14 protein-coding genes are annotated in these 13,523 nt (G+C 72.0%); 6 read left to right on the top strand and 8 right to left on the bottom strand.

The genetic code is table 11. The features are described from left to right. Positions 1-16: 16 nt before the first annotated feature. Positions 17-499: a carboxymuconolactone decarboxylase family protein gene (locus tag CCN39_RS36830; protein WP_086849983.1), complete on the bottom strand. Its 483-nt coding sequence runs from the start codon at positions 497-499 to the stop codon at positions 17-19. After that, positions 496-1,572, bottom strand: a complete 1,077-nt coding sequence (locus tag CCN39_RS36825; protein ID WP_086849981.1) for an NAD(P)H-dependent amine dehydrogenase family protein — start codon at positions 1,570-1,572, stop codon at positions 496-498. The genes CCN39_RS36830 and CCN39_RS36825 overlap by 4 nt, the downstream gene beginning before the upstream one ends. A gap of 113 nt (positions 1,573-1,685) precedes the next feature. Here CCN39_RS36825 and ilvD point away from each other — a divergent pair, with 113 nt between their 5' ends. Continuing rightward, positions 1,686-3,377, top strand: a complete 1,692-nt coding sequence (gene ilvD / locus CCN39_RS36820; protein WP_086849979.1) for a dihydroxy-acid dehydratase — start codon at positions 1,686-1,688, stop codon at positions 3,375-3,377. Here ilvD and CCN39_RS36815 read toward each other — a convergent pair. Together CCN39_RS36815 and CCN39_RS36810 are read right to left on the bottom strand one after the other, a co-directional pair. Further along, on the bottom strand, positions 3,356-4,711 hold the full coding sequence (locus CCN39_RS36815; RefSeq protein ID WP_086849977.1) for a class I adenylate-forming enzyme family protein: 1,356 nt from the start codon (positions 4,709-4,711) through the stop codon (positions 3,356-3,358). The two genes, ilvD and CCN39_RS36815, sit on opposite strands and share 22 nt — an antisense overlap. Positions 4,712-4,724: 13 nt before the next feature. Then, entirely contained in the window at positions 4,725-5,138 is a 414-nt protein-coding gene (locus tag CCN39_RS36810) for an SsgA family sporulation/cell division regulator (protein ID WP_086849975.1), read from the bottom strand. 336 nt (positions 5,139-5,474) lie between these two features. Between CCN39_RS36810 and sigK the strand changes: the two genes are divergently transcribed. The 4 genes from sigK (at position 5,475) to CCN39_RS36790 (ending at position 9,058) form a co-directional block, all read left to right on the top strand. Further along, positions 5,475-6,071, top strand: coding sequence for an ECF RNA polymerase sigma factor SigK (gene sigK, locus CCN39_RS36805; RefSeq protein ID WP_167455291.1), 597 nt, complete (start codon positions 5,475-5,477; stop codon positions 6,069-6,071). Further along, a complete protein-coding gene (locus CCN39_RS36800; protein WP_086849972.1) occupies positions 6,068-6,754 on the top strand; it encodes an anti-sigma factor in 687 nt (228 codons plus the stop codon). The genes sigK and CCN39_RS36800 overlap by 4 nt, the downstream gene beginning before the upstream one ends. 19 nt (positions 6,755-6,773) lie before the next feature. Further along, positions 6,774-8,291 carry a molybdopterin-dependent oxidoreductase gene (locus tag CCN39_RS36795; RefSeq protein ID WP_086849970.1) on the top strand — a complete coding sequence of 506 codons (1,518 nt, stop codon included), beginning with the start codon at positions 6,774-6,776 and terminating at the stop codon, positions 8,289-8,291. Between the two features lie 92 nt (positions 8,292-8,383). After that, a complete protein-coding gene (locus CCN39_RS36790; RefSeq protein ID WP_086849987.1) occupies positions 8,384-9,058 on the top strand; it encodes a fasciclin domain-containing protein in 675 nt (224 codons plus the stop codon). Here the strand turns inward: CCN39_RS36790 and CCN39_RS36785 are convergent, their stop codons facing one another. Together CCN39_RS36785 and CCN39_RS36780 are read right to left on the bottom strand one after the other, a co-directional pair. After that, a complete protein-coding gene (locus CCN39_RS36785) occupies positions 9,059-10,051 on the bottom strand; it encodes an LLM class flavin-dependent oxidoreductase (RefSeq protein ID WP_086849968.1) in 993 nt (330 codons plus the stop codon). Between the two features lie 44 nt (positions 10,052-10,095). Beyond that, on the bottom strand, positions 10,096-10,749 hold the full coding sequence (locus CCN39_RS36780) for a TetR/AcrR family transcriptional regulator C-terminal domain-containing protein (protein WP_086849966.1): 654 nt from the start codon (positions 10,747-10,749) through the stop codon (positions 10,096-10,098). Positions 10,750-10,840: 91 nt separating this feature from the next. On the opposite strand from CCN39_RS36780, the gene CCN39_RS36775 reads away from it, so the two are divergent. Then, positions 10,841-11,824: an NAD(P)-dependent alcohol dehydrogenase gene (locus CCN39_RS36775; protein WP_086849964.1), complete on the top strand. Its 984-nt coding sequence runs from the start codon at positions 10,841-10,843 to the stop codon at positions 11,822-11,824. On the opposite strand, the gene bdeA is transcribed toward CCN39_RS36775, so the two are convergent. Then, a complete protein-coding gene (gene bdeA / locus CCN39_RS36770) occupies positions 11,821-12,750 on the bottom strand; it encodes a bis(hydroxyethyl) terephthalate hydrolase (RefSeq protein WP_086849962.1) in 930 nt (309 codons plus the stop codon). The genes CCN39_RS36775 and bdeA overlap by 4 nt on opposite strands. Positions 12,751-12,948: 198 nt before the next feature. Next, positions 12,949-13,523, bottom strand: a 575-nt coding sequence (locus tag CCN39_RS36765) for a QsdR family transcriptional regulator (protein ID WP_143264284.1), incomplete at its 5' end; no start/stop codon positions are given.

Genomic DNA, 13,523 nt, shown 5'->3' with positions numbered 1-13,523 from the left:
CCGCCCCCGCCCCTCACTACCGGTGTGACGGCAGTACGCAGGCCGTGTCGAGGCCGAGGACGTGGTTCAGCCGTCCGAAGGCCAGCCACGCGCCGAGGCTCATGCTCAGCTCGACGATTTCCTGCTGGCTGTAGGAAGCGGACATCCGCTTCCAGAACTCGTCGTCGAGGTTGTGGTGGTCCAAGGTGTACCGCTCGGCGTACTCCGCCGCGAGCCGCGTGCGGTCGTCGAAGCGGTCCGTCGTGCGCCACTCGAGGACGGCGTCGGCGAACTCCTCCTCGACCTTCTGCCCGTCGCGCTCGGTGCGCCAGTCGAGGCAGAAGACGCAGCCGTTGAGCTGGGCGATCCGCAGCCGCGCGGCCTCGAACTCCCGCAGCCCCAGCGTCGTGTGCTCGTACACCGCCAGCGAGAACTTCGACGCGGCGATCCCGATGCCGGGCACCATTTCACCCCAGACGTACCCGATCGGGTCCTTGCCCGCGGGGATGTCGATGTTCACGAGCGGCTCCTTCCGAGCTTGCCCGCCGCCGGGCGCAGCGGGACGTCGAGTGCGTCGTAGAGGCCGGGTTCCGCCGCGGCCAGCCAGTCGATCGCGCCGACCAGGCGGCCGACGGCCGTGGCGTTCCCGCCCGCCGACCGGTTTTCGCCTTCGTCGGTCGCCTCGACGGTGACTTCGATGCGCGGCCGGCCTTCGATGATCACGCGGTGGGCGCCGTCGCCGCTGGGCGGCGTGGGCCAGTCCGGCGCGCACGACGGATGGATGCGCGTGACGTGTTCGATGACGATCCGCGGCTCGCCGCCGACGATGCCCTGCACCTCGAACCGCACCGCGCCCTGGGTGCCCTTTTCGAACTCGCCCATCGTCCGCGTGGTCACGGTCTCGTCCAGCGGACGCCGGTCCAGGGTCTCGCGCAGCTCGGTCACCTCGACGCCGAGGCCGCGCGCGATCAGCCGGACCTGCCCGCCCCACACCATCGACGGCACGCCGGCCATCAGCATCGGCGGGTCGTAGTCCATCGGCTGGCCCATCCCGACCAGGTACCGGACGGAGTCGGGCTGCTCGTACGTCGAGTAGTCGAAGATCTCCTGGCAGCGGACAACGTCGACGTCCGTGCCGAGCCCGCTGATCAGCAGTGGCAGCACGTCGTTGCCCCAGCCGGGGTCGACGCCGGAGACGAACAGCGAACCGCCGCCGCCGGCGATCGCCGCCAGCACGGGATCCCGCAGCTCCGGGGGCGCGTTCCGCTGGTCGTAGAGGGGGTACAGGGCCGGTGTCACGACGACCGCGCCCGCCCGGACCGCGCGCACGATGTCGGCGAGCGCGTCGTCGAACCGGACATCGCCCGAAGCGGCGTACACGACCGCGCGCGGACTCGCGGCCAGGACGGCGTCGATGTCGTCCGTCGCGGCGACCCCCAGGGCATCGGTTCCGGCCAGCTCGCCGGCGTCCTTGCCGACCTTCGCCGGGTCGTGGACGAGCACCGCGGTGAGCTTCAGCGCCGGGTGGGCGTCGACGGCCCGGATTGCCGCACGGCCGACGTTGCCCGTGCCCCACACCACTGTGGCGATCATGCCGCCGAGTTTTCGCCGCTCCCCGCGAGCACGGTAGGACTTCGTTCCGGCCAGCGGACCGCGCGGGCGCTGGTAACGTGACCAGCGCCCGAATGTCGTATCGGAGGCCCGCGATGACGATCGACCCGAAGCCCCGCAGCCGCACGGTGACCGACGGGATCGAGGCCGCGCCCGCCAGAGGCATGCTGCGCGCGGTCGGGATGGGCGATGGTGACTGGAAGAAACCGATCATCGGCGTCGCCAGCTCGTGGAACGAGATCACGCCGTGCAACCTGTCCCTGGACCGGCTGGCCCAGGCGTCGAAGGAAGGCGTGCACGCGGCCGGCGGCTACCCGCTGCAGTTCGGCACCATCTCGGTGTCCGACGGCATCTCCATGGGCCACGACGGCATGCACTTCTCGCTGGTCTCCCGCGAGGTCATCGCCGACTCGGTCGAGACGGTCATGCAGGCCGAGCGGCTCGACGGCTCGATCCTGCTGGCCGGCTGCGACAAGTCGCTGCCGGGCATGCTGATGGCGGCCGCGCGCCTGGACCTGGCCTCGGTGTTCCTCTACGCGGGCACGATCGCCCCGGGCTGGGTGAAGCTCACCGACGGCACCGAGAAGGACGTCAGCATCATCGACGCCTTCGAGGCGGTCGGCGCGTGCCGGGCGGGCCGGCTCGGGACCGCTGACCTGGACCGGATCGAGCGTGCCATCTGCCCGGGCGAAGGCGCCTGCGGCGGGATGTACACGGCGAACACGATGGCGTCGGCCGCGGAAGCCATGGGGATGAGCATGCCGGGGTCGGCCGCGCCGCCGTCCGCGGACCGCCGCCGCGACCACTACGCCCACCTTTCCGGGGAAGCCGTCGTCGGCCTGCTCGAGCGCGGCATCACCGCGCGCGACATCCTCACCCGGGAGGCGTTCGAGAACGCCATCACCGTGGTCATGGCCCTGGGTGGGTCGACCAATGCGGTGCTGCACCTGCTGGCCATCGCGCACGAGGCGAAGGTCGAGCTGACCCTGGACGACTTCAACCGGGTCGGCGACCGCGTCCCGCACCTGGGCGACCTGAAGCCGTTCGGCAAGTACGTCATGCAGGACATCGACCGCCACGGCGGCATCCCGGTGCTGATGAAGGCCCTGCTGGACGAGGGGCTGCTCCACGGCGACGCGCTCACCGTCACCGGCCGCACGGTGGCCGAGAACCTCGCCGAGCTGGACCCGGACCCGATCGACGGCGAAGTCCTGCGCCCCCTCGACAACCCGCTGCACCCGACCGGCGGGATCACCATCCTGCGCGGCTCACTCGCTCCCGAGGGCGCGGTCGTGAAGTCCGCGGGCTTCGACACCGCCAACTTCGAAGGCCCGGCGCGCGTGTTCGAGCGCGAGCAGGAGGCGATGGCGGCGCTGAACGAGGGCCGGATCGAGGCCGGCGACGTCGTCGTCATCCGCTACGAAGGCCCCAAGGGCGGGCCGGGCATGCGGGAGATGCTGGCGATCACCGCGGCGATCAAGGGCGCCGGACTGGGCCGCGACGTCCTGCTGCTGACCGACGGCCGGTTCTCCGGCGGTACCACCGGCCTGTGCATCGGGCACGTGGCGCCGGAGGCGGTCGACGGCGGGCCGATCGCCTTCGTCCGCACCGGCGACCGGATCGCCGTCGACATCAAGGCGCGCAGCATCGACCTGCTGGTCGACGCCGCCGAGCTGGCCCGTCGCCGCGAAGGCTGGGAGCCGCTGCCGACCAAGTTCCCGGAAGGGGTGCTCGGCAAGTACGTGAAACTGGTGCGGTCGTCGTCCTACGGGGCCGTCACGAGCTGAACGAGGGCGCGCTTGTCCACCTTGCCCACGTCGGTGAGCGGCAGCGCGTCGACGAAGTCCACGGCCGCCGGGACGTAGTGCTCCTGGCCGAAGGCGTCCTGCGCGTGGGCTTTGAGATCGGCTTCGGTCACTGCGCCGGAGGCGACCACGACGGCGTGCAGCCGATCGCCGCGGCCGAAGACGGCCGCGCTCCGCACCGCCGGGTGCGTCTCCAGCGCGTGCTCGACGACGGTCGTGGGGACCTTCGTGCCGTGCTCGCCGACCACGGCGATGTCGTCGGCGCGGTCGAGCAGGTAGAGGTAACCCTCGTCGTCGAAGCGGCCGAGGTCGCCGGTGCGCAGCCAGCCCGCGCCGATCTCCGGGCCGCCGAGATAACCGTCCATCATGGACAGCCCGCGGACCTCGACCTCGCCGTCCGCGGTGATGCGCGCCTCCATGCCCGGCACGATCCGGCCGACCGAACCGAGCCGCTCGGGCCGGTCGATCAGCTCGGCCGCGGAGATGCTCGCGATCATCGGCGCCTCGGTGAGGCCGTAGCCCTGCCCGACGACCGGGCCGAAGACGTCGAGGGCCTGCGCGAGCCGGTGCGGCGGCAGCGGCGCGGCACCGAGGGAGAGCGAGCGGACACTGCTGAGGTCCGTGCTCTTCCGGGCCGGGTGGTCCAGGACGGCGGCCAGCCGCGGCGGCGTCAGGGAGAGCGTGTCGATGCGGTGTTCCTCGATCGCGCCGAGGACCGCTTCCGCGTCGAAACCGTCGTGGATGACGAGGGTGTCCTGCCGCAGCAGCGTGCCGAGGACGGTCGCGTTGCCGGTCATGTGCGTCATCGGGGCGACCAGCAGCGTGCGGCCCGGGCCGTCCGGTGACGGCGTGAAGAGGTACGCCATGCCGTCGTAGATGCCGCTGTGGCGGATCAGCTTCGGGGTGCCGGTGGTACCGCCGGTGGGGAAGAGCAGGCGGACGGTTTCCGGCGGGTGCAGCGGCTCGGGCTCGCCGTCGAGGTCGTCGAGGGTGCGGACGTCACCCGCGGGCCAGGCGTGCGGGCGGTCGGTGACGACGGTGGCGCCGGTCGCCGCGGCGAGCCGGTCGCGCGTCGGCGCCGAGGCCGGGACCATGAGCGCGGTCGCGCCGCGCAGGAGGGCGGCCAGCTGGACGAGGACCGTCTCGGGCCGGTTGCGCAGGTCGATGGCGACGGTCCCGGTGCCGCCCAGGCCGCCGTGGAGGCGGCGCAGCCGGTCGCGGGCCTGGTGGTAGGTGGTGACGCCGTCCTGGATGAAGAGGGGGCGATCACCGCCGTCGTCGAGCGCGGCGAGGACCTTCGTCAGGAAGAAGCTCACCCCGGGACGGTACTCAGTCCTGGTAGGAAAGCTTCGCCAGTTCCTCGTCGAAGTCGAACCAGCCGGTCTCGCCGCCGGCCGGGATGACGTCGTAGGTGCGGTCGAGGAAGGCCGCGATCTCCTTGGCGGGCGCTTCGAGCACCGCGGCGCCGTCGGGCGAGGTCAGCTCCACGACGACGAGCGCGGGGTCGGCGGCCGGGCCGATGCGCACGTCGCCGTCGCCGCAGCGGGCGAGCAGGCCGTCGGACAGGAGGTCGCGGCCGAAGAGCCACCGGACCGCGCTCGGGCCGGCGTGCAGCACCACGGCGACCGCGTACGGGTCGCGGGTGTCGTACTCCAGCTCGGCCGGCACCGGTCGCGGTCCGGCCCCGAAGGTGCGGAGAGCGAAGTCGATGCGGGCGCTGGTCACGGTGTGCGGGTCGGCCATTTCGGCCCCTTTGCTACTCGTCGGTCGGGTCGGTCTTGTTCCAGGGATAACCCATGGTGAGTTCAACGCCCAGCGATCCGAAAAACTTTCACACGCGAGGGTGATCAAGAAGTGTCCGAGGTCACCGTCGGCGTGGCCGAACGGGCAACCATCTCACTGACTGTGATCGACGGTGACTGAACCCTCCCGCACCTTGGATTCGGAGCCGCGCGGCCACCGGATGGGTCCCCGCGCCGGATTTGCGCCGTCCGGGTGGGAAAGGCCACCGGGCACCAGTCCGGGCCGCCTTCCAGCCGCGAACCACCGGCAAGTCAGGGGTGACTGGAGGGTGCCGGGATGGGTGAGCGTGGGCGGTTGCGGCTGCAACCGGACGAGGTGCCGGTGCCCGCGTCGAGCGCCGAAGAGCTGCTCGCACGGGTGGCGGCGGGTGACGAGACGGCGTTCGCGTCGCTCTACGACCTCGTCGCCGGTCCGGTGCTCGGCCTGGCGACGCGCGTCCTGCGCAGTCACGCGCAGGCCGAGGAGGTGGCGCAGGAGGTGCTGGTGGAGGTGTGGCGCAAGGCCACGAGGTACGAGCCGGAGCGCGGCAGCGCGCTGTCGTGGGTGCTGACCATCGCCCACCGCCGGGCCGTGGACCGCGTGCGCTCGCACCAGGCCGGCGTCGACCGGGAGGCGCGGGCCGGGCTGATGGACGTGCGGCGGCCGTTCGACGAGGTCACCGAGTCCACTTTGGCCGGTCTGGAGCAGCAGCGGGTGCGGCAGTGCCTGGCCGCGCTGACCGACCTGCAGCGCGAGTCGATCGTGCTGGCGTACTACAACGGCTACACCTACCCCGAGGTCGCCGAGGTGCTGAAGGTCGCGCCGGGCACGGTCAAGACCCGCATCCGCGACGGCCTGATCCGCCTGCGCGATTGCCTGGGGGTGGACCGATGACCGCCGAGCTGCACATGCTGACCGGGGCGTACGCCCTGGACGCCGTGTCCGATGTGGACCGCGCCGAGTTCGAGCGCCACCTCGGCGAGTGCGACGCCTGCCGCCAGGAGGTGGCGGAGCTGCGGGCGACCGGCGCGCGGCTGGGCGTGGCGGCCGCGGTGGACCCGCCGCCGTCGCTGAAGCTGGTGGTGCTCGCCGACGTGGCCCGCACCCGCCAGCTGCCGCCGAGGGTGCCGGTGGTGCGGCGGTTGAGCCGGGCCAAGACGTGGCAAGTGCGCTTCGCGCTCTTCGGCGCCGCGGCGGCGGCCGTGGTGGCGGTCGTCTTCGGCGTCGTCACGACACCGGCGCCGGTCGACTCGGTGCTGTCCGCGCCGGACGCGGCCGCGGTGCAGGGCGTCGGCCAGGGCCACGCCACGCTCGTCGTGTCCCGCAGCCGGAACCAGGCCGTGCTGCTCGCCTCGGACCTGCCCGCGCTCGACGCCGGGCACGTCTACCAGGTGTGGCTGATCGGTGGCGGTGGCGCGCGGTCGGCCGGGCTGATGCAGCCGGAATCCCCGGGCCGGATGCGCCCGATGCTGGCCGACCTGCCGCCGGGCGTCGACCGCATCGGGATCACGGTCGAGCCCGCGGGTGGTTCGCCGGGCCCGACGACACCGGCGGTCAGCCGGATCGACCTCGCGTGACCCGACGATGGGAGCAGCAATGAGCACGCCCGAACCCCACCTGCGCCGAGGGGTGGCGGCGGCGCTGGGTGTCCTGGCGCTCGCCGCGGCACTGGCGGCCGGTCACCTGGTCGCCGGGTTCGTCGGCGTCAACGCGTCGCCGTACCTGGCCGTCGGCAACGGGGCCATCGACCTGACCCCGGTGTGGCTGAAGGACTTCGCCGTCCGCACCTTCGGCACCTACGACAAGCTCGTGCTGCTGTCCGGGATGGCCGTCGTCATGGTGGCCGTCGCGGCGGGGGCGGGCCTGCTGTCCCGCCGGACGCCGGTGCCGGGGCTGGTGGTGATCACCGGGGTCGGGCTCGTCGGTCTCGTCGCGGTGTACGCGCGGCCCGACCTCGACGCGGTCGCGCTGCTCGCGCCGCTGGCGAGCCTGGTCACCGGGGTGGCCACGTTCGCCTTCCTGCACCGGCTCGACGTCGCCCCCGACGCCTCGCGCCGGACGGTGCTGCTGGCGAGCGCCGGAGTCGTCGCCGGGGCCGGGGTCGCCGGCCTCGGCGGGCAGCTGCTCGCCGGCCGCCGGGACGCTGCGGCGTCGCGCGAAGCCGTCGGGCGGCTCGTCCCGGCCCGCACCGCGCCGATGATCCCGGCCGACGCCGACTTCGCGAAGCTGGGCACGCCGACGTTCCTGACCCGCAACGACCGCTTCTACCGGGTGGACACCGCGCTGACCGTGCCGCAGGTGCGGGCCGAGGACTGGAGCCTGCGGCTGCACGGCCTGGTCGACCGCGAAGTCCGGTACCGCTACGGCGACATCCGGAACCGGCCGCTGGTGGAACGCACGATCACCATGACCTGCGTGTCCAACGAGGTCGGCGGCACCTACGTCTCCACCGCGAACTTCGTCGGCGTCGACCTGGCCGACCTGCTCGAGGAGGCCGGGGTGCGGCCCGGGGCCGAGCAGCTGTATTCGTCCAGTGTGGACGGCTGGACGTCCGGCAGCCCGATCGCCGCGGCGCTGGACCGGGCGCGCGGCGCCATGCTCGCCATCGGGATGAACGGCGAGCCACTGCCGATCGAGCACGGTTTCCCGGCCCGGCTCGTCATTCCCGGCTTGTACGGGTACGTGTCGGCCACGAAATGGGTGACCGACCTCGAAGTCACGACCTGGGGAGCCCGGCAGGCGTATTGGCTGAAGCGCGGGTGGGGGCAAGAGGCGCCGATCAAGACACAATCGCGCATCGATACGCCGAAGGGGTTTGAAACCGTTTCTTCCGGGAAGGTGCGGGTCGCCGGGATCGCCTGGGCGCAGCACACCGGGATCGCCAAGGTCGAACTGCGCATGGACAACGGCCCCTGGCGGGAAGCCATGCTTTCGCAGGAGGTCAACCCGGACACCTGGCGCATGTGGTGGGCGGAGTTCGAGCTCGCGCCCGGCGGGCACCAGGTCGTCTGCCGGGCGACCGACAAAAGCGGGTACACGCAGACGGAAATGCGCGCCGGAACCGTCCCCGACGGGGCGACCGGATGGCACAGCATCGCCTTCACGGCGCGGTGACCCACATCACCCGAATGGGGCCAATCCGGTTTTCCCGCAGGTTCGAATCAAGGGCAAGAAGTAATTCTCAGCCGCTAATTGGAGTGATTTTCGTGACCAAGCTTCGTGTCGCCGGAATCGGCTTCACCGCCGTCGCCGCGCTTTCGCTGACCGCGTGCAGCGGTAGCGACACCGCTTCGTCGGGTAGTTCCAGCAGCTCGATGGCCCCGTCGTCGTCGGTGCCCGCCCCGTCGTCCAGCATGGCGTCCGGTGCCGGCAACGGCGTCACCACCAACGCCGACGTCTTCGGCCCGGCCTGTTCGCAGCTGCCGCAGGGGTCCGCGCCCGGTTCGCTGGACTCGATGGGCCCGCAGCCGGTCGCCTCGGCCGCGTCGACCAACCCGCTGCTGACCAAGCTGGTGGCGGCCGTCAAGGCCACCAACCTGGTCGACACGCTGAACAGCCAGGAGGCCATCACGGTCTTCGCGCCGGCCGACCCGGCGTTCGCCGCGCTGGGTGACGCCAAGTTCAACGAGCTGGCCGGCAAGCCCGCCGAGCTGGCGCCGATCCTGCAGTACCACGTCGTGGGCAAGCGCTACGACGCCAAGGGCCTCGCCACGGCCGGTTCGGTCGACACGCTCAACACCGCCGGCGGGCCGGTGAAGATCGAGGGCTCGGGCGAGAACATGACGATCAACGGCGCGAAGGTCCTGTGCGGCAACATCCCCACGAAGAACGCCACGGTCTTCGTGATCGACAAGGTGCTGACGCCGGGCACCAACCAGTAATCAGCGTCCCAGCAGGGGGGCGAGGCGTTCCGCGATGTCGGTGAGGATCTGCACGTAGTCTTCGTGCTCGAAGGTGAACGGCAGGGCGAAAGCCACCTCGTCGATCTCGCGGAACGCCGCGTGTTCGTGCAGCCGCTCGGCGATTTCGGCGGACGTGCCGACGAAGTCGGGGGAGAACAGCATCCGCGCCGGCCCCTGGGGCTCGGCCGTGCGTGGCAGCCGTTTTTCGGCGTAGGCCTCGTACTTCGCCCGCTGTTCCGGCGTCGCGCGGTCGGTCGGGATCACGACCAGGCCCTGCGAAATGCGGCCGGCGGGGTGGTGCTCGCGGAACGTCCGGATGTGCGAGAGCTGGATTTCGGCGAAGTCGGCGCTCTCGCCTTCGGCCTTGACCACGCTGCTGGTCAGGAAGTTCATCCGGTGCTTGCCCGCCCACTCCGCCGAACGCAGGCTCGCGCCGCCGTACCAGAGACGGTCGCCGAGGCCGGGCGCCTGCGGCTGGACGCGGTCCGAGAAGACCTCGAACCCTTCGGTGCCGCTGAACCCGGTGGCCGGCTCGCCGCGCACGAAGTCCAGCAGCCGCCGGACGCGGTCGTAGGAGAAGTCCTCGACGTCCGCGGTGTCCGGGTAGAGGGCGTGCTTGACCTCGTCCCAGCGCATCGGCGGCCCGACGCTGAGGCCCGGGTTGAGCCGCCCGCCGGAGAGCAGGTCGACGGTGGCGAGGTCCTCGGCCAGCCGCAGCGGGTTCTCCCAGCCGAGCGGGATCACCGCGGTGCCGAGCTCGATCCGGCTGGTCCGCTGCGACGCGGCGGCCAGCACGGCGACCGGTGACGAAATGCCGTACTGCAGGTGCCGGTGGCGCAGCCAGGCGCTGTCGAACCCGAGCCGTTCGCCCAGTTCGATGATCTCCAGCGTCGACTCGTGGCCCCGGCGCGGGTCGGCCGCGTCGAACAGGCCGATGGTCAGGAAGCCGAGCTTCCGCAGTGGTCGTGACACAGCTTCGATTCTGCCCCGGTGGGCGCGGTGTCCCAGCTGGTGGGCTACCGCAGCCGGTCGAGGCCGTCGAGGATGAGGTCCAGGCCGAACTCGAACTCCGCCTGGTCGTCGCACCAGCCCAGGGTCGAATCCGGGTCGTCGTGGGCGATTTCGGCCAGCATTCCCACCAGGTTCGGCAGCTGCGCGGCCAGTTCCGCCGGTACCTCGGCCGACGCCCCGGCGTTCGGGTCGAACAGCTCCTGGCTGAACCCCAGCGCGCGGCTGCCCAGTGCGTGCAGCGCGTGGTGGATCCGGTCGTGCGAGAACCCGCCTTCGCGCATCAGGGCGACCAGGCTGTCGTAGTACTTCAGCACCGCGATGCTCGTCGCCGAGCGCGTGCCGAACAGGCCCGGGGCCCAGCGGTGGCGGAGGAAGACCTGCCGAGCCGCGAGGATGCGCCGCCGGGCCGTCCGCTTCCAGTCCGGGCCGGGTTCCACGCGGGCCACCACGTCGTTGATCTCCTCGGCGACCACCTCGACGATCCCGTCGAGCACGTCTTCCTTCTTGGCCACGTGGTAGTAGAGCGACATCGCCTCGGCGCCGAGGTCCTCGGCGAGCCGGCGCATGGTCACCGCGCGCAGGCCGTGCTCGTCGGCGAGCGCGACGGCCGCCCGCAGCACGCGTTCCCGGCTCAGCGGGATCCGGGCCTCGGTGGTCATGGATCGGATCGTACAACGTAAGGCCTCCTTGACCTGCGGTGCTGCACGGAGCTACCTTACAACGTACGACTTACAACGTAAGGGAGACGCCGTGAAGGCTCTGGTTCAGCGCGCGTACGGTCCGCCGGACAGCTTGACCTGGGAAGACGTGCCCGAGCCGGTCCCCGGCGCCGGCGAGGTGCTGGTCCGGGTGCACGCCACTTCGGTCAACCCGTACGACTGGCACTTCATGAGAGGCGAGCCGTACGTGGCCCGCCTGATGACCGGGGGTTTCGGCCTGCGGCGCCCACCGGCCGGGGTTCTCGGGTGCGACCTGGCCGGCCGGGTCGAGACCGCCGGGACCCGGTTCGCGCCCGGCGACGACGTCTACGCGCTCCTGCCGCGGGGTGCTCACGCCGAATACGTCTGCGTGCCCGAAGACCTGCTGGCGCCGATGCCGTCGAACCTGACCCACGAGCAGGCGGCGGCGATGCCGATGGCGGCCGTCACCGCGCTCGTGGCGTTGCGGGGAGTGGCCGCCGGGCAGCGGGTGCTGGTCAACGGCGCTTCCGGTGGGGTCGGCACCTTCGCCGTCCAGCTGGCCAAGGCGCTCGGGGCGCGGGTCGACGCGGTCTGCGGCGCGGCCAACGCGGAGCTGGTGCGCGGTTTGGGCGCCGAGCACGTCTTCGACCACCGGGCGGAGGACTTCACCCGCGGCGACCGCCGGTACGACGTCGTGCTGGACATCGCCGGCAGCCGCTCGGTGTTCGCGTGCCGGCGGGTGCTGGTGCCGGGCGGCACCTTCGTCGCCGTCGGCGGCCCGGCCGGGCGGTGGGTGCAACCCGCGGGGCACGTCTTCGCGGCCCTCGCTTCCGGTCTGCCGGCGCGGCGGCGCGTGGTGCTCGCGGAGGCCGTGGCCTGCCGGGACAAGGCGGCGGCCCTCCGTGAGCTCACCGGTTTCGTGGAGCGCGGCGCGGTCACGCCGGTCGTCGGCCGGAGCTACCCGTTCGACGACCTGCGTGCCGCGTTCGCGTATTCCGAAGCGGGGCACGCCAAGGGCAAGATCGTCGTCACCCTCGGCGTGCCCGGGGTCTAGCCGTTGTGCGGGCAGTTGCCGCGGTAGTCCGAAATGGACAGGCTGGTGCTCGGGATCGGGCAGAGGAACTGTTCGTAGCGCGTGTCGTTGTCGATGAACCGCTTGAGCCAGGACAGGGTGTACTTCGCGATCGTCGTGTTCGACGAGTTGGGCGCGAAGTGGCTGGCGCCGCGCAGTTCGAGGTACGCGCGGTCCAGGGTGGACGGAAGGCTGGTGTAGAACGGGATCGAGTGCGACGCCACCGGCGCGATGGTGTCGGACTGCGCCCCGACGACGAGCGTCGGCACCCGCAGCGTCGACCAGTTCTTGGTCAGGTTCCAGCCGGTCAGCGGCACCGCGGCCTGCAGCGACGGCCGGGAGCGCGCCGCTTCGAGCGTGCCGCCACCGCCCATGGAGTGGCCGACGACGCCGAGCCGGCTGCTGTCGATCCGCGACCGGACGCTGCTTTGCTGGGTCAGGTAGTCCAGCGAGGCCAGCAGCTGCCGGCCGCGGCTGTCGGGCTGGTCGGAGGTGGTCAGGGTGTCGATGGTGAACACCACGAAGCCCTGCGACGCCAGGCGCGGGCCCAGCCAGGCGATGCTCGACTGGGTGGCGGTGAAGCCGGGGGCGATGGAGATCGCGCCGAACGTGCCGGCGGTCGTGGTCGTCGGGTAGTAGATGGTGCCGCCGCCGAAGCCGGAGACGGCCAGCCGCGAGACCGTGTCGGTGCTGGTCGCGAACGAACCGCGGGTGGCCTCGATGCTGGAGTCGGTCGGGTCGGGGCCCCGCTCGTAGGGGTTCGCGGCGGCGGGTGCCGGCGCGGCGACCGCGGTGGTCAGCGCCAGGGCGGCCAGCACGACGCCGGCGGCCTTGGCGCGCCACCCGCGTCGGCGGGAAATTTTCTCACCCAAGCCGGACGTCGTCGGCGGGCTGGTGGGTGCGGACATGGATCGCTCTCTTTCCCCGGGCAGGCGAAAGCACGCCCGGACACAGACGGGCGGATCGGCAGAACTGGTGCACGGCAACGGAAAGGCGTGCCGCGGGCGGGGTGCGGGGTAACCGCTTTCCCGTCGCCTATGAAACACCTTGGCGAAATGTTCCACATCCTCCGAACGGGGGAGTGGTCTGACGAACTGTGCGGTCGCTCAGTGGACGCGCGCCGCGTCCAGGGCGCCGCGCACGAGGGTGTCGACCAGCGTCGTCGCGACGGTCAGGTCCACCGAGCGGGCGGCCAGGACGTCGGAGTAGAGGAACGACTCGCCGAGCCGGACCACCGCGAAGGCCAGGTCCGGCAGCCCGACCAGCGGGGCCAGCCCGGCGGCGTCGGCGTCGGCCCGGAACAGCTCGACGTGCGCGTCGACCAGCCCGGGCTGCACGGCGCCGCGCGGGTCGGTGAGCACGCGCAGGGCGACCGCCGACTCCGCCTCGATGAGCTTGCGCATGCCCTCGCTGCCGGCGACTTCGCGGCGGTAGGCCTCCATGACCCACAGGCAGCGCAGCCGGCCGTCCGGGGTGCGGACCGCGTCGCCGTGTTCGGCGCGCCAGCCGTCGAGCGCCCGCTGCCAGGTCCGGTCGGACAGCAGCCGCAGCCCGGCGCCCATCAGGTCGTCGCGGTTGCCGACGCGGCGGAAGAAGGTGGTGCGCGAGATCCCGAGTTCGGCGGCCATCCGCCCGAGGTCGAGGCGCGTCCCGGCCATCAGCAGCCGGGCCGCGCCTCGAC

The sequence above is a fragment of the Amycolatopsis kentuckyensis genome (assembly GCF_002155975.1).
GTDB lineage: Bacteria > Actinomycetota > Actinomycetes > Mycobacteriales > Pseudonocardiaceae > Amycolatopsis > Amycolatopsis kentuckyensis.
The sequence above is the reverse complement of the archived record's forward strand: the minus strand, read 5'-3'. Positions and strand labels throughout refer to the sequence as shown.